Raw genomic sequence first — 25,700 nt, 5'->3', positions numbered from 1 at the left:
ATGCCTTTCTCTCGTGCATTTGTTGAGGTGCAGCTGGTTTGGTGTGGAGGGAAGCTATTCGTGCCGCAGGGGCTCTTTGCAGGTTTCCCTGGAGAGCGACACGGCGATGAGGGAGACGACGGCGGCAGCCACCAGGTACCAGGCCGGAGCCAGGTCGCTGGCGGTGGCGGCGATGAGGAGTGTCGCCATGAACGGGGCGGTGCCGCCGAACAGGGCGTTGGAAAGGTTGAAACTGACCGCGAAGCCGCTGTAGCGCACGCGGGTCGGGAACATTTCCGCCAGGAAGCTGGGGAGCGTGCCGTCGTTGAGGGTGAGCATCGCGCCCAGCAGGATCTGTACCAGGACGATGACCAGGAAGTTGCCGGTGCCGAGCAATGCGAAGGCGGGGACGGTCAGGACAATGAAGGCAACCGATGCGCTGATCAGCACCTTCTTGCGCCCGTACCGGTCCGAGAGCATGCCGGTGAGGAAGATGAAGCCGATGTAGGTGATCAGCGCGATGGTGGTGGCAAGGAATGATTCCGTTTCGCCCAGGCCCAGTTCCGAGGACAGGTAGGTGGGCATGTAGCTGAGGATCACGTAGAAGCCGACGGCGTTGAGCAGCACGGCGCCGACGGCCTGCAGCAGCTGGCGCCAGTGGTTGCGGAAGAGGCTGGAGACAGGGGCCTTGACGGCGTGGTCCTCGGCGGCCAGTTCACGGAATACGGGGGTGTCCTCAAGCTTGGTCCGGATGTACCGGCCGATCAGGCCCATGGGGGCCGCCAGCAGGAAGGGCAGCCGCCAGCCCCAGCTCTGCATCGCCTCGGTGGAGAGCAGGGTGGTCAGCAGGCCGGCCATGAGTGAACCCAGGAGCAGGCCGGCGGCGGTGCTCGCGGGGACGACGGCGGCGTACAGGCCACGCCGGTTGGCGGGGGCGTACTCCACCAGGAAGGCCGAGGCTCCCGCGTATTCACCGGAGGCGGAGAAGCCCTGGACCACCCTGATGATCAGGAGCAGGACGGGCGCCCAGATGCCGATGGTGTCATAGCCCGGAATCAGGGCTATGCAGAACGTGGCTCCGGACATGATGAGGATTGACAGGGAGAGGGCTGTCCGCCGTCCCACCCTGTCGCCGATATGGCCCCAGATGAAGCCGCCGAGCGGGCGTACCAGGAATGAGATGGCAAAAAGGGCGAAGGTCAGCAGCAGCCCGGTCTGCGGATCGGATTCCGGGAAGAAGACCGTTGCGATGGTGACGGCCAGGTAGCCGTAAACGGCGTAGTCGAACCATTCAACGAAGTTGCCGATGAAGCTGGCAGCGATGACCCGGCGCCGCGTTTCCTTGCTGACCGCGCTGTCGGCAGGTGCGGGACGCGGACCGCTCACGATGCTGCCCGGGGAGGAAGTTTCGTTACTCATGTATCCACCAAAGTGTTGTGGTTGCATTCAGCGCAACGCTGTTGCAACAGACTAGGGCGTGATGGTCACCACAGTCAATGGTTTCGAGGTGGGGAGTTAATCCATTGAGACGATCTGGTTCAAAGAACGCGAGGGGCATCTCCAGCAGTTGAGCGTCATGGACAGGCATGGAGACCCGAGACTAGGGAGTTGCTCCAGATGCAATAGAGTTGCGGAAAGGCCGCACACTGACCCCAGCCGCCTGGCGTTGAGGCACGTCGCACCGGGCCGGCCTATTGACACCCCCTATGGCGGCTGACATATTTCGAGTAAGCGCTATACGCACCGTGTTGTGCATTACGCAATTAGAGGGGGCAAGGCGGAGGACCTTGAGTGGAACGGCCACCCTTTCGGGTGCCTGCCACCCGCCCCTTTGGGTAGCCGCCCGGAGGCGCCGCAGCTTCTAGACTTGATAGTCGGGCCGGGATCTTTGTCCGGCCAACGAAAGGAACACAGGAATCATGGTTCATAAAGTCAAGGCAGTCATCGCCAAGGAAAAGAACGCTCCGGTGTCAGTGGAGACCATCCTGGTGCCGGATCCCGGTCCGGGCGAGGCCCTGGTGGACATTTTGACGTGCGGCGTCTGCCATACGGACCTGCACTACAAGCAGGGCGCCATCAACGATGACTTCCCGTTCCTGCTCGGCCATGAAGCCACCGGTGTGGTCAGCGCCGTAGGTGACGGTGTCACCTCGGTCGCCCCCGGCGACCGCGTGATCCTGAACTGGCGTGCCGTGTGCGGTGAATGCCGCGCGTGCGCCAAGGGACAGCCCCAGTACTGTTTCAACACCGCCAACGCCACCCAGAAGATGACCCTGGAGGACGGCACGGAGCTCTCCCCCGCGCTGGGCATCGGGGCCTTCGCCGAGAAGACCCTCGTGGCTGCAGGGCAGTGCACCAAGGTGGACCCCGAGGCTGATGCTGCCGCCGTCGGCCTGCTGGGCTGCGGCATCATGGCCGGCATCGGCGCCGCCATCAACACCGGTGAGGTCAAGCGCGGCGAGTCCGTGGCAGTGATCGGCTGCGGCGGTGTGGGCATCGCCGCGATCGCCGGCGCCAAGCTCGCCGGCGCCACCACCATCATCGCCGTGGACATCGACGCCAATAAGGTGGACATGGCCACGTCACTGGGAGCGACGCACGGCATCGACTCCAGCAAAGAGGACCCCATCGAGGCCATCCGCGCCCTCACCGGAGGCAACGGGGCGGACGTGGTGATTGACGCCGTCGGCCGTCCTGAAACGTACAAGCAGGCGTTCTACGCCCGCGACCTCGCCGGACGCGTGGTCCTGGTGGGCGTCCCGACGCCGGCCATGCAGCTTGAGCTGCCGCTGCTGGACGTCTTCGGCCGCGGCGGCTCGCTCAAGTCCTCCTGGTACGGCGACTGCCTGCCCTCCCGCGACTTCCCCATGCTGGTGGCACACTACAAGCAGGGCAACCTGGACCTGGACGCGTTCGTGACCGAACGGATCACCATCGACCAGGTGGAGGAAGCCTTCGACAAGATGCACGAGGGCAAGGTCCTGCGTTCGGTGGTGGAGCTCTAATGGCAGTCACCATCGAGAACCTGGTCACCTCGGGCACATTTTCGCTCGACGGCGGCACCTGGGACGTGGACAACAACGTCTGGATTGTAGGCAATGACGAGGAATGCGTCATCATCGACTCCCCGCACGACGCCGCCGCGATCATCAGCCAGGTCCGGGGCCGGAAGGTCCTTGCCATCCTCCAGACCCACGCGCACAACGACCACATCGGTGCTGCGCGTGAGGTCGCCGACGCCGTGGGCGCCCCCATCTACCTGAACCCCGAGGACCTGGTGCTCTGGGAACAGGTGTACCCGGACTCCAAGCCGGACCGGGAACTGGCCGACGGCGACGTGTTCGAGGTGGGCGGTGCAGCACTGAAGGCCATCCACACCCCCGGCCATTCCCCGGGCTCCACCTGCTTCTACCTGGAAAGCGAGGGGACGGTCTTCACCGGGGACACGCTGTTCAACGGCGGCCCGGGTGCCACCGGACGGTCGTACAGCGACTACCCCACCATCCTGGCCTCCATCCGGGAACGCCTGCTCACCCTCCCGCCCGAGACTGAGGTCCGCACCGGCCACGGGGACAACACCACCATCGCGGCGGAAACGGAAACGCTGGCGAAGGTTTCTCAGTAGGCGGCGGGTTCGAGAGAATCGCGCGGGGCGCGCCGGTAATGCCCGGCGCGCCTTCGTGGCGCCAGAGGCAACCGCGCCTTCATGGCGCCCAGGCAACAAAGTACAAACACCACGCATGCCGGTAAGGAAGTTGGAACAATGAAGTTCGGTAAGCAGCCCGCCCCCGTTGCGGACATTGACGAGGACAACCTCGAAGTCCATAAGCCCAAGGCCGAGGCGGCAGGTGTGAAGGCCGTGATGGTGGCGCTGGAACGCGCGGTGGCCCAGGCCGGGGTGGCCCGCACGGCGCACTCGCTGCTGCGGCTGAACCAGCGGGGCGGTTTCGACTGCCCGGGCTGCGCGTGGCCGGAGTCGGACAAGAAGCGCAAGACCGCCGAGTTCTGTGAGAACGGCGCCAAGGCGGTGGCGGAGGAGAACACCCTCCGGACCGTGGGCGCCGAGTTCTGGGCAAAGCACTCGATCTCCGAGCTCTCGACGAAGACCGAGTACTGGCTGGGCAACCAGGGCCGGCTGAGTGAACCCGTGGTGATCCGGGCAGGCGAGACCCACTATTCACCGATCTCCTGGGGTGATGCCTTCGACCTGATCGGCGAGCATGTGCGGGCCACCACGGCCGATCGCTGCGTTTTCTACACCTCCGGGCGCACCGCGAACGAGACCGCGTTCATGTACCAGCTGTTCGCGCGGGCTTTGGGCACCAACAACCTGCCGGACTGTTCCAACATGTGCCACGAGTCCTCGGGTTCGGCGCTGAACCCGACCATCGGGATCGGCAAGGGGACCGTGTCCCTGGACGATATCCATGATTCCGAGCTGATCTTCGTGGTGGGGCAGAACCCCGGGACCAACCATCCGCGGATGCTGTCCGCGCTGAAGGAATGCAAGGACAAGGGCGGCAAGGTGGTGGCGGTCAACCCGCTGCCCGAGGCCGGGCTGTTCAATTTCAGGGACCCGCAGACCGTCTCCGGCGTGGTGGGCGGCGGCACGCCGCTTGCCGATGAATACCTGCAGATCAAGGTGGGCGGTGACCTTGCACTGTTCCAGGCCCTTGGCCACCTGCTCCTGGCGGAGGAAGAGCGGAACCCGGGCACCGTCGTCGACCATTCCTTCATTGAGGCGCAGACGGACGGGTTCGCCGCCTACCGCGATGCCCGCGGCAGCCTGGACTGGGCCGAAACCGAGAAGGCCACCGGGCTGTCCCGGGAGCAGATCGAGACTGTGGCCGGGATGCTCATCAAGTCCAAGGCCACCATTTTCTGCTGGGCCCTGGGCGTCACCCAGCAGCCGCACTCGGTGGACACCATCAAGGAGATGGTCAATGTCCTGCTGCTGCAGGGCAACTTCGGCAAGCCCGGCGCCGGCGCCTGCCCGGTCCGTGGGCACTCCAACGTCCAGGGCGACCGGACCATGGGCATCTGGGAAAAACCCAAGGAATGGCTGCTGGAAGCGCTGGACACCGAGTTCGGGATCACCTCTCCGCGCCACCACGGGTATGACGCCGTGGAAGCGATGGAGGCGTTCGAACGCAACGAGGTGGACGTTTTTGTGTCCATGGGCGGCAACTTCTCCCTGGCCTGCTCCGACACCGAGACCTTGGAAGCCGGGATGCAGCGGATCGGCCTGACCGTGCACATCTCCACCAAGCCCAACCGCTCCCACGTGGTGCACGGGCGCACCTCGCTGATCCTGCCCACCCTGGGCCGGACGGACAAGGACGACAAGCACCCCAACGGCGCACAGTTCCTCTCCGTGGAGGACTCAATGTCCGTGGTCCACTCCACCCAGGGCAGGCTCACGCCGGTCTCCGAGCACCTGCTCGCCGAACCCGTCATCGTGGCACGGATGGCCGAGGCGGCGTTCGGCCCGGACCACCACGTGGACTGGAAGGCCATGGCCGAGGACTACGACGTGATCCGCGACCACATCGCCCGCGTGCTGCCCGGCTTCGAGGACTTCAACACCCGCGTCCGGACCAAGAACGGGTTCGTCCTGCCCAACCCGCCGCGCGATACCCGGTCCTTCAAGACCGACATTGGCCGGGGCCGGTTCACCGTGAGCCCGCTGGAATACCTCACCCCGCCAAGCGGGCACTTGGTGCTCCAGACCATCCGCAGCCACGACCAGTACAACACCACCTTCTACGGCCAGGACGACCGCTACCGGGGCATCTCCGGCGGCCGCCGCGTGATCCTGGTGCACCCCGAGGACCTGGTGGAGCTGGGCTTCAAGGACCGCGACCTGGTGGACGTGGTCAGCACCTTCCGCGGCCACGACCGGCAGGCCGACAAGTTCCGCCTGATCGCCTACCCCACCGCCAAGGGCTGCGCCGCCGCGTACTTCCCCGAGGCCAACGCCCTGGTCCACAAGGAAAACGTGGCCCGGGAATCCAACACACCCGGCTTCAAGGCAATGTTCGTCCGCTTCGTGCCGCACCTCGCTGAAACCACTGACCAGGATTCTTCCGAGCAACTGGAGCCTGCCACGGCGGGATAGTCCCCGCAGGACTCCTACGGGCAGGACGACGACGGCGGCACGCGGCAGGTGCCCGTGTCGCCGTCGGTGTTTCATCCGCACGGCGGTGGCCGATGTGTAGTCAGGCGCGGGCGCGGAGGAAACGCTCCAGGGCATCCTCCCCCGGCGACTGGGCGGTGTGCAGGAAATCCGCCGTTCCAAGCTTGAGCCGGCTGGGCCAGTGGGGTGGTTGCCAGTCTTGGTGTTCGCTTTTGTAGTGGCGGCCGGTGGGTGAGGTCCAGCCGGGCGGTCCGGTTGCGCTGGCCGGGGTGGGTCTCCAGCGGCTGATATGCCGAAGCCTGTGGTGCTTCGGGCAGGGCTGTCCCAGGTTGCTGATCCCGGTGGCGCCGCCCTTGGCCCACGCGAGGAGGTGGTCGGCCTCGTTGTCGAGGGAGTTGTTGCTGCAGCCGGGGAAGGGGCATTTGCCGTCCCTCAGCCTGAGCCAATTCCTCATCGCCTTGGTCACCCGGTAGCTGGTGCGCCCAATTTCCAGTGGTGCCCCGTCCCGCGGGTCGACCAGGACCCGGTGAAAGGAGTCTGCTCCGTGTGCAACCAGGTCCCGTGCCATGGACGGCGGAACGGGGCCGAACCCGTCCAGCACCGCCGGCTCCTCCGTGAGGCCCATCAACGAGAACACCGGCACGGTGACCAGGACCTGGGCCCGGATCCCCGGGGAAAGCAGGCCGGCACCGGTTCCTGCGCCGGCTCCGTCGCTGTCGCTTGCTTCCTCGCCGTTACCTGCACTGTTGTCTGCATGGAAGGTTGCACTGGTTCCGCTGGTGAGGATGGCTTCGGCGAAGTGGTCGGCCCGGATCTGAGTCAGGGTGCGGGCCTCGCTGGGTCCTCGTGCGGCCCGGGCGAGGGCGTTGAGCCGGTTCCAGCCTGCCATTGCCTGGTGGGCGGGGAGGTAGGCCGAAAGCCAGGCCATGCCGTCCTGGTCTGGCCTGTATTCCACCCGCCGGTCCGCGGCGGCCTTGGTATGGCGTTTTCCGATGGATTCGGCGTGGTGGCGTTCGCGCCAGGTCCGGGCCTTGTGCTTGAACCGGTACGCGGGCATCTCCCCGATCGTCGCCGCACCGGCAGGCCGTGGCGTGTCCGGGTCCAGGAAGTGGGCCTCCAGGGCGGCGGCGCCGGCGGCATCGAGGGTGGCTGCCTCGTCCGCCATGCCCCGGGCGTGCTGCCACGAGATCGTGCCGGCCTGCAGGGCCGCGAGGGTCAGGGACAAGGTGGTGGTCAGGGCGTGGGATACGGCCAGGAACGCGCTGGCGGCCCGCGGCCCGATGGCCAGCACGCACCCGATCTCGGCGGCCACAGCCATTTCCTGCGCCTGCACCGGCATATCCGGCGCTATGGCTTGGGCGCTGTCCGCATACTTCACGGCAGCGCGGGCCTTCAGGCCTGCAAGCCCGGCTTCGGCCTCCCTGGCGGCGGCGAGGATGTCCAGGCTCCCATCCGCCAGCCCGGCCAACGGATCAGCGGCCGAGAACGGCTCAGCACCGCACCAGTCCACCTCCGCGTTGAGCACGGCAAGGGCGGCCCTGATGTCCGCAAACGCCCTCGCCACCGCTTCCCTGCCCATAAACCCATCATGGCAAGGGGGTCTGACATTGAGGCGGAAACCGAGCCAGCACACGAAAAACCGGGGGCCGCCTGTTCGGGGCCCCCGGTTTCCGATGACAGCTACGGACCGGTTCCGGGGCTAGCCCCGGAGGCGCTCCATGCCCGGATCGAACAGCGGCTCGGCAGAGACCGTGGCGGCGATGCGCTTGCCGAAGTACTCAACCTCCACCGAATCACCGACGGACACCGAGGCGGGCAGCCACGCGTACGCGATCGGCTTCCGCACGGAGTAACCGTAGGCGGCGCTCGTGACGTACCCAGCTGCGGAACCGTCCACGTACACCGGTTCCTTGCCCAGCACGAGGGACGTGCCGTCGTCGACCGTCAGGCACCGCAGCTCCCGCGCGGAAGGCTGCTCCTTGCGCGCAGCAAGGGCCTCACACCCCACGAACCCGGTCTTGTCCTTGGCAATTGAGAAGCCCAGGCCGGACTGGTACGGGTGGTGTTCCGAGGTCATGTCCGTGCCCCACAGCCGGTAGCCCTTCTCGAGCCGCATGCTGTTGAACGCGCCGCGGCCGGCGGCGATGATGCCGTGTTCCCGGCCCGCCTCAAACAGCAGGTCCCACAGCTTCAGCCCGTATTCGGCGGTGGTGTACAGCTCCCAGCCGAGCTCGCCCACGTAGGAGAGCCGCATGGCCGTGACGGGGATGCCGCCAACGGAGATTTCCTTGGTGCGGAAGTACTTGAGCCCGTCGTTGGTCAGGTCGTCGGAGCAGACCTTGCCGATCACTTCGCGGGCCAGCGGCCCCCACAGCCCGATGCAGCAGGTGCTGCCGGTGATGTCGGAAACATGCACCCACTGTGCGGGATCGGCAGCCGACTGCTTCCGGGCCTCCACCCGGAGGTAGTCGAAGTCCACGTTGCTGTTGACGCCCAGCTGGAAGTCCTCCTCCGCCAGCCGCGCCACCGTCACGTCACTGCGGATGCCGCCGTCGTGCTCGAGGAGCAGGCAGTACGTCACGGCACCTGGCTTCTTGGCGATGTTGCCCGTGCTGAGCCGGTGCAGCAGCGCCTGCGCGCCGGGACCCACCACGGAGAGCCGCTTCAGGGGCGTCATGTCGAAAAGTCCGACGGCGGTACGCGTCTTCCACGCTTCGGCCGCAGAGATGGGGGAAGAGAACATGGCGGACCACTCGTCGCGCTCCGGCGCCTGCCACTCTGCGGGAAGCTCCTCCAGCAGGCCGCGGTTGGCCTCGAACCAGTGCGGACGCTCCCAGCCGGCGGACTCCAGGAAGAAGGCCCCCAGCTCCTTCTGCCGGACGTTGAACGGGCTGACACGCAGGTCCCGCGGGGATTCCTTGGGCTGGAGCGGGTGCAGGATGTCGTAGATTTCCACGAAGTTCTGTTGGGACGTTTCGCTGACGTACGCGTCGGAGGTCTGCACCTTTTCGAACCGGGTGAGCTCGCAGCCGTGCAGGTCCGTCTGGGGGTGGCCGTCCACCAGGAGCTCCGCCATTGCCTTGGCCACACCGGCGGAGTGTGTCACCCAGACGGCTTCGGCCACGAACAGGCCTTGCAGGTCGGGAGCCTCGCCCATGAGCGGGCCGCCGTCCGGAGTGAAGGAGAAGATGCCGTTGAAGCCGTCCTGGATCCCGGAGTTGCGCAGCGCCGGCAGCAGGTCCTGGCTGTCCTCCCACGCGGGCAGGAAATCTTCCAGGGTGAAATCGAGGCGGGAGGGCATGCGGTGGTCCGACATTTCCTCTGCGGAGACCTTCGGCAGGGCGGACATGTCCACCGGCATGGGGCGGTGGGCGTAGCTGCCGATGCCGATGCGGTCGCCCCATTCGCGGTAGTACAGGTCCTTGTCCTGGTAGCGCAGGATGGGCTTGCTGGCGCCCTTAGGGAGCTCGTTGACGCCCTCGAGTTCGGGCAGCGGGTTGCTGATGGCGTACTGGTGGGCCAGCGGCAGCAGCGGGACTTCCAGGCCCACCATCTTGCCGAGTTCACGGCCCCAGAAACCTGCACATGACACCACGATGTCCGCCGGGATCAGTCCGTTGTCCGTTTCCACGCCGGTCACTTTGCCGCCCTCCTGGGCGATGCCGGTCACGGTGGTGTTGCCCTGGTACTTCACGCCGGCCTCGCTGGAGCGCTCGATCAGCAGCTGCACCGCACGGGCGGCCAGGGCCAGGCCGTCGGTGGGGATGAGCAGGCCGCCCAGGACTTCGCGGCCGCCGGTGAGCTTGCCGGTGTTCAGGAGGGGGTAGATCTTTTCGCACTCGTCGGCGTCCACGATCCGGCTTTCGACGCCCCAGGAGGTCATGACGCCCATTTTGCGCTTCAGGTCGGCGAGGCGCTCGGGGGTGGTTGCCAGCTCCAGGCCGCCCACCTGGTTGAAGCAGGACTGGCCGTCCTTGCTCAGGGCCAGCAGTTTGTTCACGGTGTACGTGGCGAATTCCGTCATGGTCCGTGACGGGTTGTTTTGGAACACCAGGCCCGGCGCGTGCGAGGTGGAGCCGCCGGCAAGTTCCAGCGGGCCCTGTTCCACCACCGTGATGTTGGTCCAGCCCCGGGTGGCGAGTTCGTCGGCAAGGTTGGTTCCGACGATGCCGGCGCCGATGATGACAACGCGTGGTGATGCGCTCATAAGTAGTTCTCCTGGTGTTCGCGTTAGCGGAAGACGACGGTGCGGGTGTTGTTGAGCAGGACCCTGTGCTGGCAGTGCCACTTGACGGCGCGGGACAGTGCCTGCGATTCGGCGTCCCTGCCGACAGTGACAAGTGCATTCGGGTCCAGGCTGTGGTCCACCCGGAACACTTCCTGCTCGATGATCGGGCCCTCGTCCAGGTCTGCGGTGACGTAGTGTGCGGTGGCTCCGATGAGTTTCACGCCGCGGTCGTAGGCCTGGTGGTACGGCTTGGCCCCTTTGAACCCCGGCAGGAAGGAATGGTGGATGTTGATGGCGCGGCCGCGAAGGGTCTTGCTGAGGCCGTCCGAGAGGACCTGCATGTAGCGGGCCAGGACCACCAGGTCTGCCTGGTACTCCTCGACCAGTTCCAGCAGGCGCGCCTCGGCCTGGGGCTTGGTTTCGGCGGTCACAGGGACGTGGATGAAGGGCAGTCCTGCAGCTTCAGCCATGGGGCGGAGGTCCTCGTGGTTGGACACCACGACGGCGATCTCCGCACCCAGGCTTCCGGCGCGCCACCGGAAGATGAGGTCGTTGAGGCAGTGGCCGAACTTCGAGACCATCACCAGCACGCGCTGGGGGCTGCCGTCGTGGATGGCGAACTCCATGTCGAACTCATCGGCAGTGGCGGCGAACTCTGCGCTGAGGCCTTCCGCGGAAACTTCCTTGTCTCCCGGGGTGAAGGCCGTGCGAAGGTAGAGCTTGCCGCTCATGTGGTCATCGAACTGCTGGTGTTCAACGATGTCGAAGCCGCGGTCAGCGAGGAATGCGGTGATCGCCCGGACGATTCCGGGGCGCTCCGGGCATGCAAGCGTGAGGACGTACTGTGCGGTGCCGGTACTGCGGACGCTGGGGACAGCGCCGGCTTCCGCCGTCGCGTTGGCGGTGGGGCGGCCCTCGAGGACTGTGGTCATGGTCTACTCCTGGTTCTTTGCGGGGGCTTGGGTGTCACCGGGGGAAGCGGCGCAGGGGCCGTCCTCGGAACAGCGCTGGTCACATTGATGCTGGGTCACGAGATCGAACTGGACGCCGCCGTGCTGGTCCACGCCGGTCCGGATGGCGCGTTCCACCACTGAGTCAGCCAGTCGCCGCCGCAGGGACAGCGGATCCCGGCGCAGGTCCTTGACCAGGGCGAAGCAGAGCAGCAGCATGACCAGCACGAACGGCAGGGCCGCGACGATGGTGATGCGTTGCAGCCCGGACAGCGCCTCCGAGGGCTTGTCGCCTCCGGCGAGCAGCATCACTGCCGCCACGGCGCCGGTGAGCAGGCCCCAGAAGATGACCAGTCCGCGTTTTGGTTCGGCCGAACCGTTGGAGCTCAGGGAGGACATCACCAGGGACGCCGAGTCGGCGCCGGTGACGAAGAAGATTCCCACCAGGACCATGGCCAGGACAATGACTGCTCCGGTCAGCCAGCCCGGCATGGCCAGGTTGTTGACGAGGTCGAACAGTGCTCCGTCGAAGTCGATGGATGGTGCTCCGTCAGTCATGGCCACCAGTCCCGGCTGGCCCGCCTGGTCCGCTTTCTCCTGGACCTTGAACGCGGCACCGCCAAAGATGCCGAACCAGATGACACTGACAACGCTGGGGACCAGCAGGACGCCGGTGACGAACTGCCGGATGGTGCGGCCGCGGCTGATCCGGGCGATGAACATGCCTACGAAAGGCGTCCAGGACACCCACCATGCCCAGTAGAAAATGGTCCAGCCGGACATCCAGGTGCGCAGGGCTTCGTCGCCGACTGCCTCGGTGCGGGAGGACATCTCGGCCAGGTCCCGGGCGTAGTCCCCCACTGCGGCAGGGATGAGGTTGAGGATGAAGAGTGTGGGGCCGGCGATGAAGACGATGAGGGCCAGGACCACGGCCAGGACCATGTTGATGTTGGACAGCCACTGGATGCCGCGGCTGATGCCGGACACTGCTGAGGCCACGAAGCAGGCGGTCAGGACGGCGACAATGGCCACGAGGACGGGCGTACCCACCTCGCCCATCCAGCCGTTCGAGCTCAGCCCGCTGCCGATCTGCAGGGCGCCGAGTCCCAGGGAGGCCGCCGTGCCGAACAGCGTGGCGAAGATTGCCAGGATGTTGATGAACTTTCCTACCGGCCCTTCCACCGTCCTGATGCCGAACAGGGACGTAAAGGCCGCGGAGATCAGTTGCCTGCGCCCCAGGCGGTAGGTGCCATAGGCCATGGCGATTCCGACGACGGCGTACATCGCCCAGGGATGCAGGGTCCAGTGGAAGATGGAGGTGGCCATGGCCGTCTGGATGGCAGCGGGCGTCCGGCCGTCCACGGTGCCGGGCGGTGGGGCGATGTAGTGGTACAGCGGCTCGGCCACGCCGTAGAACATCAGGCCGATACCCATGCCGGCGGCGAACATCATGGCGATCCATGAGACCGTCCGGAATTCGGGCCGTTCCCCGTCCTTGCCCAGCGGGATGTTGCCCCATTTTCCGAGGGCCAGCCAGAGGACAAAAACGACGAACAGCGAGGCCAGCACCATAAAGAGCCAGCCGGTGTATTCCATCACCCAGTCCAACGCGACGGTTGAGGTTGCGGCCAGGCTGTCCCGGCCCAGGAAGCCCCAGGCCACGAACGCCAGGGCCAGGATGCCGGTGATGCCAAAGGTGGCCTTGTCGAGGGTGAGCTTACGGTTCCGCCGCTCCGCCACAGCCTGTTCGGCCTTGGTCTGGCGGAGTTCCTGCATGATCTGCTGGGTGTCCTCCGCGTCGTGTGAGTCGTGGGCGGAAAGAGGGTTCTCCTGTGAAGGAACGGGTGTGGGCTCCTCCAGCTCAAGGGGGGATTGGGCATCCGGGCGGATGTCGCTGTTCAAAGCCATGTCAAGTCCTTTGGTTTGAATTCATGGGCTGGCGCAGTGCTCCGGCGTCCCCACGCCGGGCGGAAGATCCAGTGCTTCCTGGCATTCAGTCAGCAGAATCAGCTTTGCTGTGATCGGGCTGTTGTTCCACAAGGATCAACGCGTCTCGTAATAAGCAACAGAGTGGCCCCGGCCGCAGCCGCGTGTCAAGGTTTTTCCGATTTCTTAAGCCCTATTTCAGGGGTTCGGCTACGCCTTGACACTGGGCCCGAACAGGGGTCAGGCATCGATCACCAGGTCCGTCTGCGCAACGGAGCAGCAGGGCAGGAACTTGCCTGCGGAGATTTCCCGTGCCCGGATCCCGCCCTGGTGGTTCATCTCGATCTCCCCGGAAAGCTTGACGACTTTGCAGGAGCCGCACATGCCTTCCTTGCAGTTCGCGCCAATGCGGACACCCGCACGCTGGGCTGCCTCGAGGATGTGCTCGGTGGGGTCGATCCGCACATTGATGCCGGTACGCATGAAGGACATGGTGAGGCTGCCTGTTCCCACCGTGTCGAAGCTCGAGGCGTCAGGGGAACCGGCCTCCGGCTCCCCGCCCGGGGTGTCGGCGGAGGGGTCGGGGCCGGGTGCGTCCTGGTTGATGACTTCCAGCGGCAGCCCCGAGGCCGGCAGGGTTCCGTCGGCGTCGTAACCAGGCTCGTAGAGCCCGAACGCGGCGGGCTGGCTTTCAAAGTAGTCCTCGGCTGATTCGGCGATCTCCTCGGCGATCTCTTCCGCGACGTCGGCTGCGAATGCCACCTCCGCCTGGTATTCAAGGAGCGTCTGGCGGTCTCCCGAAAAGAACTCCATGTAGATGGAAGTGTCGTCGACGCCGACCTTCTTGAGCAGTTCGGTGGCGGTGTTCAGGTAACCCTCGGGACCACATGCGTACACCTGGCGGCCGTTGGCGTCCGGAGCCACCTCCTCGAGCATGGCCGCCGTCAGCCTTCCGCTGAGTCCTTCCCACCCCTCCGGTACGCTGCGGTCCCCCAGGGAGTAGTAGACCTTGACGCGTGAGTCCACGGAGGCGATGTAGGCCAATTCCCGGTGAAAGGCAAAGCCGGCAGCATCCGAGCCGTGGTAGAGCACCACAACATCGGCGTGTCCGGGCAGGGAATGGATGGTCCGCACCATGGACATGATGGGAGTGATGCCTGCGCCGGCGGCCAGCAAGAGATAGCGTGCCCGCCGGTCGGCATCGGGCAGGTGGAATGCCCCCACCGGCCCCAGCATCTCAAGAACGGTGCCGGGTTTGACGTTATCGTGCACCCACGGCGAGACCAGCCCCGTAGGGTCACACTTGACGGTGATGTTGAAGGTCCACGGCTCGGTGGGCGAACTGGACAGCGAGTAGCTGCGGTCCACCGGTTCCTGGCCCTCGCCATTCACGGGGAATGCGACGTTCACGTACTGGCCGGCACGGAACGCCAAGGGCGCACCGTCGCAGCGGCGGAACACAAAGGTCATCATGCCCCCGGCCTCGGGAACGGTCTCGACACATTCGGCCATGAACTCCTGCGGATGCCACGGGCCCAATGCACGGGCTGCCCGGGCGGGTGTCTCGGTGCTTCCCATCACCCTGTTCCACGGCATCTCCAGACCCCGGATACGCTGCGGTTCCTGGACTGCCGTTTCAGTGAGGACTTCAATCATGCCAAGTGCTCCTGCACGCGCTGCACGTACCAGTTGATGAATGCCTCGACCTGGTATTCGCTCTTCATGTAGGGACCTGGCTCGTAAGCGGGGCTGCCGGCACCCTGCTGGCAGAGCTCCACGAACGCCTTGTCCTGCAGGTTCGTCTGCTTCCAGGTGTAGGTGAGCTTCTCCAGGTCGTAGTCCACGCCTTCCACGGCGTCGTCAGCCACCAGCCACGTGGTGCGTACGAGGCTCTGGTGTTCGTTGATGGGGAAGACACCGAACGTGATGACGTGGTCGCCGAGGAAATGGAACCAGCTGTTGGGCTGCAGGTGCATGGAACAGCGGCCCAGGCGGAAGTCGGGCAAGTCCCCGAGCAGCTTCTTGGAAAGCCTCCGCCCGTCCGCGGAGAACGATTCGCCCTCTCCATCGAGTGATTCCCGTGAGATGCGGATTCCCGCGATGCGCGTGTCAAGCTGCTCGACCACCTCATAGGGAAGGCCATAGCGGCGGCAACGCTCCTCGAGGGAGGACTGGGCTTCCTTGTTCCGGTCCCACACTTCCTCAAGGTGGGTCGGGATCAGGCCCTCCGTCAGGCCCCAGGTGGGGAAGAGGGAGCAGGCGAGCTCGGGGTGGCCGTCACAGTGGTAGCACTCACGGTTGTTCTCCATGACGAGCTTCCAGTTGCCCTCTTCGATGATGTTCTGCTGGTAGGCGATTTTTGTCTTCGAGAGATCGTGGGGCGCCAGGTAGGGCTCGAAGATCTTCGCGGTTTCGTCGAAGTCCGCTGGCGGTTCATCCGCGATGCAGACGAAGATGAGTCCGGCGACCTCGCGGCCGTGGGCGCGCTTGAGGCCGAAGCAGCTCTTGTCGAACTTCGCTTCCCCAGGCGCGGAGGCATGGATCAGGTTGCCCTCCGGGGAGTAGGTCCAGGAGTGGTAGCCGCAGACCAGGTTTCCGGTTGACCCGGCAGTCTCGGTCAGGACGCGGGCGCCGCGGTGGCGGCAGACGTTGTGCAGGACGTTCACGCCGCCGTCGTCGTTGCGCAGCACAATCAGGGAGTAGGGCCCGTAGTCGACGGTGACGTAGTCGCCCGGCTCGGGCAGTTCGGCGGTGCTGGCGGCAAAGATCCAGTGCTGGCCGAAAATCGCCTCCATGTCGATCTTGAAGATGGAGGGATCGGTGTAGAAGGGGGCATCGAGGGAGTAGCCGGTGCGACGGAACTCAAACAGCGCGGTAATCTCGGCCAGCTGCTCGGCAGGCAATGATGCAGCGATTTTTCCGCGTGAATTGAGGGGCACGTTCACTGAAGCAGTCATGGGTTTCCTCCCGGGAGGCATGGGTAGTGGGTGTTGCGTGTTGACCAAGGGTGCGGGGGTGGTACCGGCAGTGGTCGAAGTACTCGTTGTGTTGAGATTAGGGTCACAAGCGCTGCAAGAAAAGCGCAAAATATTGAAGATTACCCTGCAGAATAGGTGCATGATCGATGCGCGACTCATCACGCTCCGCGTCTTCGCCCGGTGCGGCACCATAGGCGGGACCGCTGAGCTCACGGGCTATTCCCCTTCCGCCGTCTCCGCGCAGTTACGGGAGCTCCAGCGCGTGCTTGGAATGCAGCTGCTGACAAAAGACGGCCGGGGCGTGCGGCTTACCGCCACAGGACGTTTTCTCGTGGCGGGCTCGGATCCCCTCATTGCCCAGTGGGAGGGCCTGCGCGCCGCGGCCATGGAGGCCGGCGACCAGGTGCAGGCCCATTTTGGACTCGGCGGATTCTCCTCTGCAGCCGCCCACTTGCTCGCGCCGCTGGCCGCCACCCTGCACTCAACACACCCCCTGCTGGAGGTGCAGGTTCTTGAGGCTGAACCGGCCCGCTGCTTCGATTTGTTGATTGCCGAACGAATCGACCTTGCAGTCATTGTGGCCATGCAGTCCGACAGTTACGGTGAGGACGATCCGCGCTTCGAGCAGAAAGTCCTGCTCGACGATCCATTGGACGTGATCATTCCCGGCGACCATCCGCTGGCGTCACGGGAAACGGCGACGCTTGAGGAGCTGGCGTCGGAGCCCTGGATCACGGAGGCCGCCGGTTCCGCCTACCATTCCCTCTTCACGGCGGCATTCACGGCAGTCGGGGTGACACCGCGGATTGCCCATGAAGCCGTTGAGTGGGAAACCCACATCGCATTCGTGGGTGCGGGGCTGGGCGTCGGCCTGCTGCCCCGGCTGGCGCCTTTGCATGGTGCTGAGAACGTGGTTCGGCTACGTATCACCGGCAAGGGAAAACCCACGCGCCGCATCGTCGCCGCGGTGCGCAGGGGCAGCATCGCCTCACCTCTGATCCAGGAGTCGCTCCGCATCCTGCAGGCCAATGCCAACCGGATCCTTACCGCCCGCCTCGAAGAGGATCTCTGAGCGCCACCGGCGCGCGGAGTCGTGGCGTTCGGCAGCGTCCTTATCCTGCTTACGGACCCTGGCGGGGAACCTGACCTGGCCCCTGGCGCATTACCGGCGGGTGTAGCCCATCTTGGCGCTCACCTGGAGGCCTGCCTCCTTGAGGCCTTCTGCCAGCCCCGGTTCCTTCCCAGGATCGAAGCGGAAGGCCGGGCCGGAGATGCTGATGGCGCCAATGACCGTTCCCAGGTGGCTGTACACCGGCACGGACATGGCGTTGATCCCGATTTCGAATTCCTCCCGGGTCACGGCGTAGCCGTCCCGGGCCACGTTGACCAGCTCGGCTTCGAGCTCTTTGCGGCTGGTGATGGTGCGGGGCGTGCGTGCAGGAAGCCCTGTCTCCTTCAGGATCCGGTCCCGGTCATCCGCGGAGAGTGCCGCCAGCAGGACTTTGCCGCTCGAGGTGGCGTGCAGCGGGGTCAGGCTGCCCACCCAGTCATACGTGGCCAGGGTTGACGGCCCCATCGCCTGATCCACGTTCACCGCGTAATTGGAGCGCAGCACGGCGAGGTTCACCGTCTCCTTGAACTGGTCCGCCAGGGCCTCCATGACCGGCCGGGCCTCCCGCACCAGGCTCAGGCGTCCGGGGATGGAGCTTGCCAGCCGGAGGATGCCGAAGCCCAGCTGGTACTTCCCGCGCTCACTGTTCTGGTGGACCATTTCCCGGCTCACCAGTGAGCCCAGCAGCCGCGAAACAGTGGATTTGTGGATGCCCATTTCCTCGGCAATGTCGCTCACGCCGGCGTGGCCGTCCCGTGCCAGGATCTCAAGGACCGCGAGGGCACGGTCCACGGACTGGACGCCGCCGTGGCCCGCTTCACCATCGACGTCGGGTTCGCGCTCATTGTTCGAAGCCATGACTAATACTCTCAAGTAGCAAGCGCCGCGTGAAATCAGCGGCGCCCCAAAATCACCGGCCGGTGAAATCAGCGCAGGCCGTTGCTGTGGGCGAGCGCCATCGCCTCAGTGCGCGACGATGCGCCGATCTTCCGGTAGAGGTTGCGCAGGTGGAACTTCACGGTGTTCTCGCTGATGTGGAGTTTCGCGGCGATCCCCCGGTTCCGCTGGCCGGCGGCCAAGAGCTGGAGGACCTCCACCTCGCGCTCCCCCAGGTTCCACTGGGCGACGTCGGCCAGCGGCCGGGCGGGTGGGTCCAGCGGAATCGCCACGGCCACGTCGGCGCCCCAGCCGGGCATCACGTCCACGCCCATGCTCCCGTCCAGCGCTTCAACTCGCTGGACCAGGCGCGCCATGGCAGGCGCCGACGCGGAAAGCTCGCCCGGGCCGTCGTCGCGCACGTTGATGAGGAGGTTCACGCCGTCGCAATCCCATTGCGTGCGGATCCGGCGGACGCCCTGCTGGTCCACCATGGCGAGGACCAGGCCGCGGACAATCGCCCTGGCGGCGTGTGCCACCTCGCCGGGCAGCGCGCGGCCGTTCACGGGCGGTTCGATGAACTGGACGTCGATGCCGCTGAAGCCCATCAGCGGCCGGAGGTCCTCGCGAAGGCGCTGGAAAGCGGAGGCCACCGGTTCCTCCACGAGGCCGGTGGTGCGGTCGCTGAGGGTGCGGAGGCCCACCAATGCCCTGGCCGCGACGTCCGTTGCCGCAGTCCGGGCCGCGGCGTCCTCCAGCGAAGGCGACCTCAGCGCCGCGAGCAGCGTTTCGAGGGTGGTGGAGTGCTGGTCCACCAGTTCAGCGGTTACCCGCAGGCGTTCCGCCGAGGCGGCGCGTGATTCGATGAGGTACGACGGCGGCGCATCAGCCACCTTTTCGCGGATCCGTTCAGATGCGAGGGTCCAAAGGTAGTGCAGGATCCACTGCGCCTCCGGCCCGACGGGCTGCGGGTCCGAGAGGACCAGGAGCGCGTTGCTCGGCGAGGACACCGCGAGGACCCGGCGAACGCCGCCGCCGAACGTGGCGTCCCCGCTCCAGCTGCCGGCGTCGCCCGCTTCCACGAGCGTTGCCCGGATGGCATCCAGCTCCGCTATGGACACCCGGCTGATGATGGCCTCGTCACCGGCCTTCTTCTGCGGCCGGCCGGTGCAGTCCTCCGTGAAAATCACCAGCGCGCTGGACGTGATGTAGGGGCGGGCAGCCTCGCGCAACCGGTGCGCCATGTCCAACAGGGGTGCCGTTGCCAGGGCAGCAATTGACCGGAGCAGGGGAGCGTCTGGGTGTTCCACCCGTCCAGTGTAGGCGGGCCGCCCGAGGTGTACCTACCCCTTCGGGTGGGCAGGACCGTCCCATCATGCCGTTTCACCCACCCCCAGGGCGGGCGAGCATGGAAGGGCACCATTATCCAAGGAGGTACACGCATGAACGCCACCACAGAAGCAGGCCCGGCGGCCCTGACGGGAACAGCGCGGGCTTTCCACCACAACCGGGGCCTCGTCCTGGGCGAGATCGGCTCAGTATTGGAGCAGGTCGACCCGCTGGAGGTGGCCGCGCTGGTGACCGAGCTTCGGCTGGCGGACCGGATCTTCGTGGCGGGCGCCGGCCGCAGCGGCCTGGTCCTGAAGATGGCGGCCATGCGGCTCATGCACCTGGGCCTGACGGTCCATGTGGTCGGCGAGACAACGGCACCCGCGATCCGCGCCGGCGACCTGCTCCTCGCGGCTTCCGGCTCCGGCACCACGGCCGGCGTCGTCAAAGCCGCGGAAACCGCAGCCGCCCACGGCGCCCGCGTGGCTGCCTACACCACTGCCCAAGGTTCCCCGCTGGCGGCCGCTGCTGCCGCCGTCGTGATCATTCCTGCCGCCCGGAAGACCGATCACGGCTCGGCGCTCACGCGGCAGTACTCGGGCAGCCTCTTTGAGCAGGTGCTGTTCGCCGCCACCGAGGCGGTGTTCCAAAGCCTGTGGGACGAGGACACGTCCGCGGCGGAGGACCTTTGGCTGCGGCACGCAAACCTCGAGTAATTGCCCTTCCCCTCCCCACCCTAAAACGCAGGAAACAACAGAAAGCGATCCCCCACATGAAACTGCAAGTAGCCATGGATGTCCTCACCGTCGAGGCCGCCCTGGACCTGGCCGGCAAGGTTGCCGAGTCCGTGGACATCATCGAGCTCGGCACCCCGCTGATCAAGAACGCAGGCCTCTCCGCCGTAACCGCCATCAAGACGGCCCATCCGGACAAGATTGTCTTCGCGGACATGAAGACCATGGATGCCGGCGAACTCGAGGCCGACATCGCCTTCAACGCGGGCGCGGACCTGGTGTCCGTCCTGGGCAGCGCGGACGACTCCACCATCGCCGGCGCCGTCAAGGCCGCCAAGGCCCACAACAAGGGCGTGGTGGTGGACCTGATCGGCGTTGCGGACAAGGTGTCACGCGCCAAGGAAGCCCGGGTGCTGGGCGCCCAGTTCATCGAGTTCCATGCCGGCCTGGACGAGCAGGCACTGCCCGGCTACAACCTGAACGTCCTGCTGGGCGCCGGAGAAGAAGCCCGCGTACCCTTCTCCGTGGCCGGGGGCGTGAACATCTCCACCATCGGGGCCGTGCAGCGCGCCGGCGCGGACGTGGCCGTTGTGGGCGGTTCCATCTACAGCGCCGGGGACCCCGCCCTGGCGGCCAAGGAACTGAAGGCTGCCATCATCTGATTCTTCCTGCCGGCAGCTGGTTTTCCGGCCGGCTGCTGAACCGGCTGCAATGCCGACGGCGGCCCCCACCGATGCGTGGGGGCCGCCGCTTCCCGTGGCCGGCTACTGGAAGGACCGGATGGTGGTGCCGGAGAACGTTGCAGGCCCGCCGTCGGTGTAGAAGGAGATCCCGGTGTCGCCGTCGGCGAAGTGCACCTGCTGCGAGAGCACCGTGTGGCCGGCGTTGACGAACACCTCCACGCTTTGGGTGTCCACGAAGATCCGCAGGTGGACGGACCGCGCGGCGGCGTCGATGGGCGCTGCCGCACGCGTGAACGGCAGCAGTGAGAAGCCGGCAAGATCCGAGGGCGCACGGTCCACGTACAGCTCATTGCCGTACTTGCCGACGTTCGTGTGCCGGGCGCCGTCGGCAGAGCGGCCCACAGAGACCCCGATGTTCGCCGCGGCCTCCCAGGAAATGTCGAGCTCCAGTTCGTACGCGCGGCCGTTCCAGGGCAGGACATAGCTGCCGTTAACCGTCCGGGCCGGGAACGCGGTGGTGGAGCCGGCGTAGTTCGAGAGCGCCGTGACGGGACTGCTGAGCAGGCTGTACCAGCCACCGCCCTGGCGTTCCAGGCGCAGCTCCCGCACGATCGAGTTCTGCCCGTTGTACCCGTCGGACGCATCCGTGGGAACGTCGCGGGCGGCGTACTTCCAGTTGTTCATCCACCCAATCGCGTACCGCCGTGTTGCGGGCGCCTCTGCAGCCGGCCATGTCACCGCTCCGTACCAGTCCCAGCCCCAGTCCAGCCACTGTGGATTGGCGACGTCGTCAGCCAGGAACTGCTCCCCATCCCACGTGCCGGTCCAGTAGGCGTAGGTCATGGGCAGCCCGATGCCGTAGGCGTCCATGCTGGCGCCGAGCACCCAATGGCTGGTGCCGTCGTCGGCCGTCATCTCGAACAGGTCGGGGCATTCGATGCCGCCCAGCGCGGGGTTGGGGAAGTCGAAGTTGCGCTTCAGCTGCCAGTCACGCAGATTCGGGGAAGTATAGAAGGCCGCATACCGCGCCCGGCCGATCACGCAGACCCACTCGTTCCGCATCGCGTCCCAGTGGATCTTCGGGTCCCGGAACCATTCAGCATTGTCGATTTCCGCCTGCGTGGTGGCGGCCCTCCCGTCCGTGTTCACGATCACCGGGTCCGGCAGCACAGTAAACGTGTAGCCGCCGTCGGTTGACCAGTAGAGGTACTGCTCCTGGTACTTGCGGATGCCGCCGGTGGGCTGGGTGGCAAGGACCACGACGGCCCCCGCGCCGAAGCCCGCCGTGTTGGCGGTGTCCACCACGGCAGATCCGGACCATACGGGGAAGTCGGGCTGCAGCGGCAGCGCATCCCCGTGGTGGGTGAACGCCACGCCATCTGCCGTGGTGGCGTGGTCCCAGCCGCCTTGGCCGTTGTTTTGCGTGGAGTGCAGGTAATAGAGGTGGTACTTGCCGTCCAGGAACACCGGGCGCTGCGGGTCACACAGCCAGCCGGACGGCGGCGTCATGTGGTAGACGGCCCGCTGCGAGCCCTGCGCCGCCCGGGCCGGTGAGGCCGATGCGGCGCTTGCGCCGGCACCGGACGTGAACAGGGCGAGTGCTCCTGCTCCGGTGCCTTGCAGGACGTGGCGACGGGAAAAGGCATGTGTCATCGTTGACTTCCTCTCAGGGGGCGGCGGCTTCGCCGGGCGCTCGGGGTGATGGAACCTCCAGTGGTTCGCTGATTGGGCCACCGGCTGCTTAAGCGCTTTAGCAGAAGAACATACCGAGCGGTGTCTCCGCGGTCAAGCGTTTCAGCAAAAGTGGCCCCCGTCACAAATCGGCCGAAAGAATCCTTCCGGACAATTTTTGCTAAAACGCTTGATCAGCGTTCCATTTCACGCTAACTTCATGGTGATCAAACGCTTTAGCAGAAATGGACATCAACGCCGATGAGCTACCCAGTCTTCTTCCAGCCCGCCGACGCATGGGTTGGAGACCTTATCCCTTTCCAGAAGGACGGGGAGTTCTGGCTCTTCTACCTTCACGAGGTCCGCGCCGACCCGAAGCCCGGAACGGCCTGGAACCTGGTGACCACCAAGGACCTCACCCAGTTCCAGGACCACGGGGTGGCCCTGCCCCACGGAACCACGGAAGACCTGGACTTCAACTGCTACACAGGCAGCGTCATTGCGGACGACTCAGGCGTCCACCACCTGTTCTACACAGGCCAGAACCCGGGCAATCTCGGGACGGACGGCCTGCCCCTGCAGCTGGTCATGCACGCCACCAGCACGGACGGCATGAACACATGGGTCAAGCACCCGGAGCTTACGTTCGGCGCACCGGACGGCTACGAGTCAGCGGACTGGCGGGACCCCTTCGTCTTCCATGACGAGGCGGCCGGCCTGTGGCGGATGCTCCTGGCGGCCCGGCACTCCGACGGTCCCGAACGCCGCCGCGGGGTCATCGCCCAGTGCGTTTCCACGGACCTGATGACGTGGGAGCACACGGACCCGTTCTGGGATCCCCGCAGGTACATCACGCATGAATGCCCGGACGTCTTCGAATGGAACGGGTGGTGGTACATGGCCTACTCGGAGTTTTCCGAAACGTTCACCACCCGGTACCGGATGGCCAAGAGCCCCACGGGGCCGTGGACAGTTCCGGACCCGGACAGCATCGACGGGCGCGCGTTCTACGCCTCCAAAACAGCGGAGCGGGACGGCCGGCGGTTCTTCTTCGGCTGGATTGCCAGCAAGGAAGGCAATCGCGACGACGGCGCGTGGCAGTGGGCGGGCACCATGTCCGTCCTGGAGGCACGGCAGAACCCCGACGGGACGCTGGCGTTCGGCCTGGCGGACGAGCTTGTGGACAGCTTTTGGGACGCGGTCCCGCTCGAGCTGGAGAGCCCGCTGCCCATCCGGCTGGACGTGCCGGACTCCTACAGCGCCGCCGTCACGGCACACGACCTGCCCACGCAGTTCTATGCCAAAGCGGTGCTGGACATCCAGCCGGGCACCACGGAATGCGGGCTCCTGCTGCGCTCCAGCCCGGACAGCGACCACTCCTACGTCCTCCGCCTCGAACCGAAGCGCGGACGCCTGGTGTTCGACCGGTGGCCCCGGACCATCACCGGGGAAGCCCAGTGGCATGTCTCAGGCGACGTTCCCTACGCCGTCGAACTGGAACGCCCCTGCGACCTCTCCCCCGGCAGCCACACGCTGGAAGTGGTGGTCGACGGCGACCTGTGCGTCGCCGTCGTGGACCGCCAGGTGGCCCTCAGCACCCGCATCTACGACCTCCCCGCCGGCGGAATAGGCGTGTTCGCCGGCGAGGGCACCGTGACCGTCACGGATTTCGACGTACGCAAGCGCACCGACAACTGAATACCCCCAACACCCATCCTCCGTTCCAATCAAGGGAGATTGACCCATATGAAGAACATGTTCCGCGCTGCCGCTGCCGCAGCCGTCACAGCCCTGGCCCTGACAGCCTGCGGGGGCGCGAGCTCCACCGACCCGTCCAACGTCAGCCCCACCGGCGAGATCAAGGCCCGCGAGATCTCGTGGCTGCTCTCCCGCCCTGCCGACGGCGCGGTCATCAACATCATGAAAAAGCTCGCCGACGACTACGCCAAGGACCACCCGGGCTTTGAGCTCAACCTGATCACCACCCCGGACCGGCCCTCCTACATCCAGAAACTCGAGACCCTGGCGGCTGCCAACAAGCTGCCCGAACTGTTCGATACGGACGCAACGCCGTTCGCCCAGCAGCTGGCCGAGCAGGGCAAGATGGTGGACGCCGAGAAGCTGCTGGAGTCACTGGACGTCTACGACAACTACCGTCCGGGCGCGCTGGACTACCAGCGCTTCGACGACGGGTCCCTGTACATGATCCCCTTCCAGTTCGAGCTGGAATTCATCTGGTACAACAAGGCACTGCTGGAGAAGGCCGGCGTGGCGGTGCCAACATCGCTCGATGACATCCCGGCCATGTGCACCGCCCTGCGCAGCGCCGGCATCACCCCCATTGCCATCGACGGCCAGGACCAGTGGCCGCTTGAGCGCTACATCGCCTACCAGCCGTTCCGCGAAGCCGGCCCTGAGTTCGTCCAGAAACTGAAGAAGGGCGAGGCGAAGTTCAGCGATCCTGCCGGCCAGAAGACCGTGAACTGGATGGCGGAACTGGGCAAGGCCAAGTGCTTCCAGGACGGATTCTCCGCCCAGGGCTACTCGGACGCGCAAAACCAGTTCACCTCCGGACAGGCCGCCATGTACAACATCGGCACGTGGGAACTGCCCAGCCTGGCCACGGACAAGCTGGACCCGGCCGTCCGCAACGACATCGACTTCTTCACCCTCCCCACCACGGCAGGGTCCGTCACGGGGGCCAACGAGTTCGTGTCCCCGTCCGGCATCGGCATGGCCGTGAACGCCACAACCTACGATCCCCTGGTGAGCGACTTCCTGAAGTTCGCCCTGGAAAAGTACCCCGCTGAATATGCCGCCACCGGGGCACTGTCCCCCACCACGGACGTCGAAACCGTTGTCCCGGCCAATGCCACGCCGCTGTACCAGAAGGCCCTGGACCAGGCCGACGGCCTCGGTTCCAAGCAGGCCATGCCGTGGGACACGCAGCTGGACCCGACCACCAACGGCCGGCTGCAGCAGGAGCTGGTGCTGCTGGTGCAGGGCAACATCACGCCTGAGCAGTTCACCGAAACCATGGACAAGGCCATCGCGCAGAACGCCCCCAAGTTCTTCAAGTAGGCACTGCTTCCCCACGAA

General features: G+C 65.9%; 18 protein-coding genes. 8 read left to right on the top strand and 10 right to left on the bottom strand.

Annotated features, from left to right (window positions below; all coding sequences use genetic code 11):
- Positions 1–54: 54 nt before the first annotated feature.
- The gene (locus tag IEX33_RS06755) at positions 55–1,398 is read right to left on the bottom strand and encodes an MFS transporter (RefSeq protein WP_104185755.1); all 1,344 of its coding nucleotides are present in this window, start codon (positions 1,396–1,398) and stop codon (positions 55–57) included.
- A gap of 500 nt (positions 1,399–1,898) precedes the next feature.
- Here IEX33_RS06755 and IEX33_RS06750 point away from each other — a divergent pair, with 500 nt between their 5' ends.
- The 3 genes from IEX33_RS06750 to IEX33_RS06740 all read left to right on the top strand — a co-directional run bounded on the left by IEX33_RS06750 (position 1,899) and on the right by IEX33_RS06740 (position 6,097).
- A complete protein-coding gene (locus tag IEX33_RS06750) occupies positions 1,899–2,984 on the top strand; it encodes an S-(hydroxymethyl)mycothiol dehydrogenase (protein ID WP_188728805.1) in 1,086 nt (361 codons plus the stop codon).
- Complete coding sequence (locus tag IEX33_RS06745) at positions 2,984–3,604, top strand: MBL fold metallo-hydrolase (RefSeq protein WP_188728803.1); 621 nt, start codon at positions 2,984–2,986, stop codon at positions 3,602–3,604. The genes IEX33_RS06750 and IEX33_RS06745 overlap by 1 nt, the downstream gene beginning before the upstream one ends.
- A 138-nt stretch (positions 3,605–3,742) precedes the next feature.
- The gene (locus tag IEX33_RS06740) at positions 3,743–6,097 is read left to right on the top strand and encodes an FdhF/YdeP family oxidoreductase (protein ID WP_188728801.1); all 2,355 of its coding nucleotides are present in this window, start codon (positions 3,743–3,745) and stop codon (positions 6,095–6,097) included.
- 100 nt (positions 6,098–6,197) lie between these two features.
- On the opposite strand, the gene IEX33_RS06735 is transcribed toward IEX33_RS06740, so the two are convergent.
- From IEX33_RS06735 to IEX33_RS06710, 6 genes are all read right to left on the bottom strand, one after another.
- Positions 6,198–7,694, bottom strand: a complete 1,497-nt coding sequence (locus IEX33_RS06735) for an HNH endonuclease signature motif containing protein (RefSeq protein ID WP_188728799.1) — start codon at positions 7,692–7,694, stop codon at positions 6,198–6,200.
- A gap of 120 nt (positions 7,695–7,814) precedes the next feature.
- Positions 7,815–10,322: a GcvT family protein gene (locus IEX33_RS06730; RefSeq protein ID WP_188728797.1), complete on the bottom strand. Its 2,508-nt coding sequence runs from the start codon at positions 10,320–10,322 to the stop codon at positions 7,815–7,817.
- A 23-nt stretch (positions 10,323–10,345) separates the two neighbouring features.
- Positions 10,346–11,275 carry a formyltetrahydrofolate deformylase gene (gene purU / locus IEX33_RS06725; protein ID WP_188728795.1) on the bottom strand — a complete coding sequence of 310 codons (930 nt, stop codon included), beginning with the start codon at positions 11,273–11,275 and terminating at the stop codon, positions 10,346–10,348.
- A gap of 3 nt (positions 11,276–11,278) precedes the next feature.
- Positions 11,279–13,201: a BCCT family transporter gene (locus IEX33_RS06720; RefSeq protein WP_188728793.1), complete on the bottom strand. Its 1,923-nt coding sequence runs from the start codon at positions 13,199–13,201 to the stop codon at positions 11,279–11,281.
- Positions 13,202–13,459: 258 nt separating this feature from the next.
- Positions 13,460–14,875, bottom strand: a complete 1,416-nt coding sequence (locus IEX33_RS06715; protein WP_188728791.1) for a ferredoxin reductase — start codon at positions 14,873–14,875, stop codon at positions 13,460–13,462.
- On the bottom strand, positions 14,872–16,176 hold the full coding sequence (locus tag IEX33_RS06710; protein WP_188728788.1) for an aromatic ring-hydroxylating oxygenase subunit alpha: 1,305 nt from the start codon (positions 16,174–16,176) through the stop codon (positions 14,872–14,874). The genes IEX33_RS06715 and IEX33_RS06710 overlap by 4 nt, the downstream gene beginning before the upstream one ends.
- 160 nt (positions 16,177–16,336) lie before the next feature.
- On the opposite strand from IEX33_RS06710, the gene IEX33_RS06705 reads away from it, so the two are divergent.
- Positions 16,337–17,269, top strand: a complete 933-nt coding sequence (locus IEX33_RS06705; protein ID WP_104185765.1) for a LysR family transcriptional regulator — start codon at positions 16,337–16,339, stop codon at positions 17,267–17,269.
- A gap of 90 nt (positions 17,270–17,359) precedes the next feature.
- On the opposite strand, the gene IEX33_RS06700 is transcribed toward IEX33_RS06705, so the two are convergent.
- Positions 17,360–18,166 (bottom strand): IclR family transcriptional regulator, encoded by an 807-nt coding sequence (locus IEX33_RS06700; protein ID WP_188728786.1) that lies wholly within the window; start codon positions 18,164–18,166, stop codon positions 17,360–17,362.
- A gap of 68 nt (positions 18,167–18,234) precedes the next feature.
- A complete protein-coding gene (locus tag IEX33_RS06695) occupies positions 18,235–19,494 on the bottom strand; it encodes a helix-turn-helix transcriptional regulator (RefSeq protein WP_229675263.1) in 1,260 nt (419 codons plus the stop codon).
- 132 nt (positions 19,495–19,626) lie between these two features.
- On the opposite strand from IEX33_RS06695, the gene hxlB reads away from it, so the two are divergent.
- Both hxlB and hxlA read left to right on the top strand, forming a co-directional pair.
- Positions 19,627–20,229 (top strand): 6-phospho-3-hexuloisomerase, encoded by a 603-nt coding sequence (gene hxlB / locus IEX33_RS06690; protein ID WP_188728784.1) that lies wholly within the window; start codon positions 19,627–19,629, stop codon positions 20,227–20,229.
- Between the two features lie 56 nt (positions 20,230–20,285).
- Entirely contained in the window at positions 20,286–20,909 is a 624-nt protein-coding gene (hxlA, locus tag IEX33_RS06685; protein ID WP_188728783.1) for a 3-hexulose-6-phosphate synthase, read from the top strand.
- Positions 20,910–21,011: 102 nt separating this feature from the next.
- Here hxlA and IEX33_RS06680 read toward each other — a convergent pair whose 3' ends face one another.
- On the bottom strand, positions 21,012–22,583 hold the full coding sequence (locus IEX33_RS06680; RefSeq protein WP_188728781.1) for a glycoside hydrolase family 32 protein: 1,572 nt from the start codon (positions 22,581–22,583) through the stop codon (positions 21,012–21,014).
- A gap of 279 nt (positions 22,584–22,862) precedes the next feature.
- Between IEX33_RS06680 and IEX33_RS06675 the strand changes: the two genes are divergently transcribed.
- A complete protein-coding gene (locus tag IEX33_RS06675; RefSeq protein WP_188728779.1) occupies positions 22,863–24,299 on the top strand; it encodes a family 43 glycosylhydrolase in 1,437 nt (478 codons plus the stop codon).
- Between the two features lie 48 nt (positions 24,300–24,347).
- Positions 24,348–25,682 carry an ABC transporter substrate-binding protein gene (locus IEX33_RS06670; protein ID WP_188728777.1) on the top strand — a complete coding sequence of 445 codons (1,335 nt, stop codon included), beginning with the start codon at positions 24,348–24,350 and terminating at the stop codon, positions 25,680–25,682.
- Positions 25,683–25,700: the final 18 nt, after the last annotated feature.

It is taken from the genome of Pseudarthrobacter scleromae, assembly GCF_014644515.1.
In the GTDB taxonomy this organism is placed as follows: Bacteria; Actinomycetota; Actinomycetes; order Actinomycetales; family Micrococcaceae; genus Arthrobacter; species Arthrobacter scleromae.
This window is presented reverse-complemented; position numbering and strand designations above follow the sequence as displayed.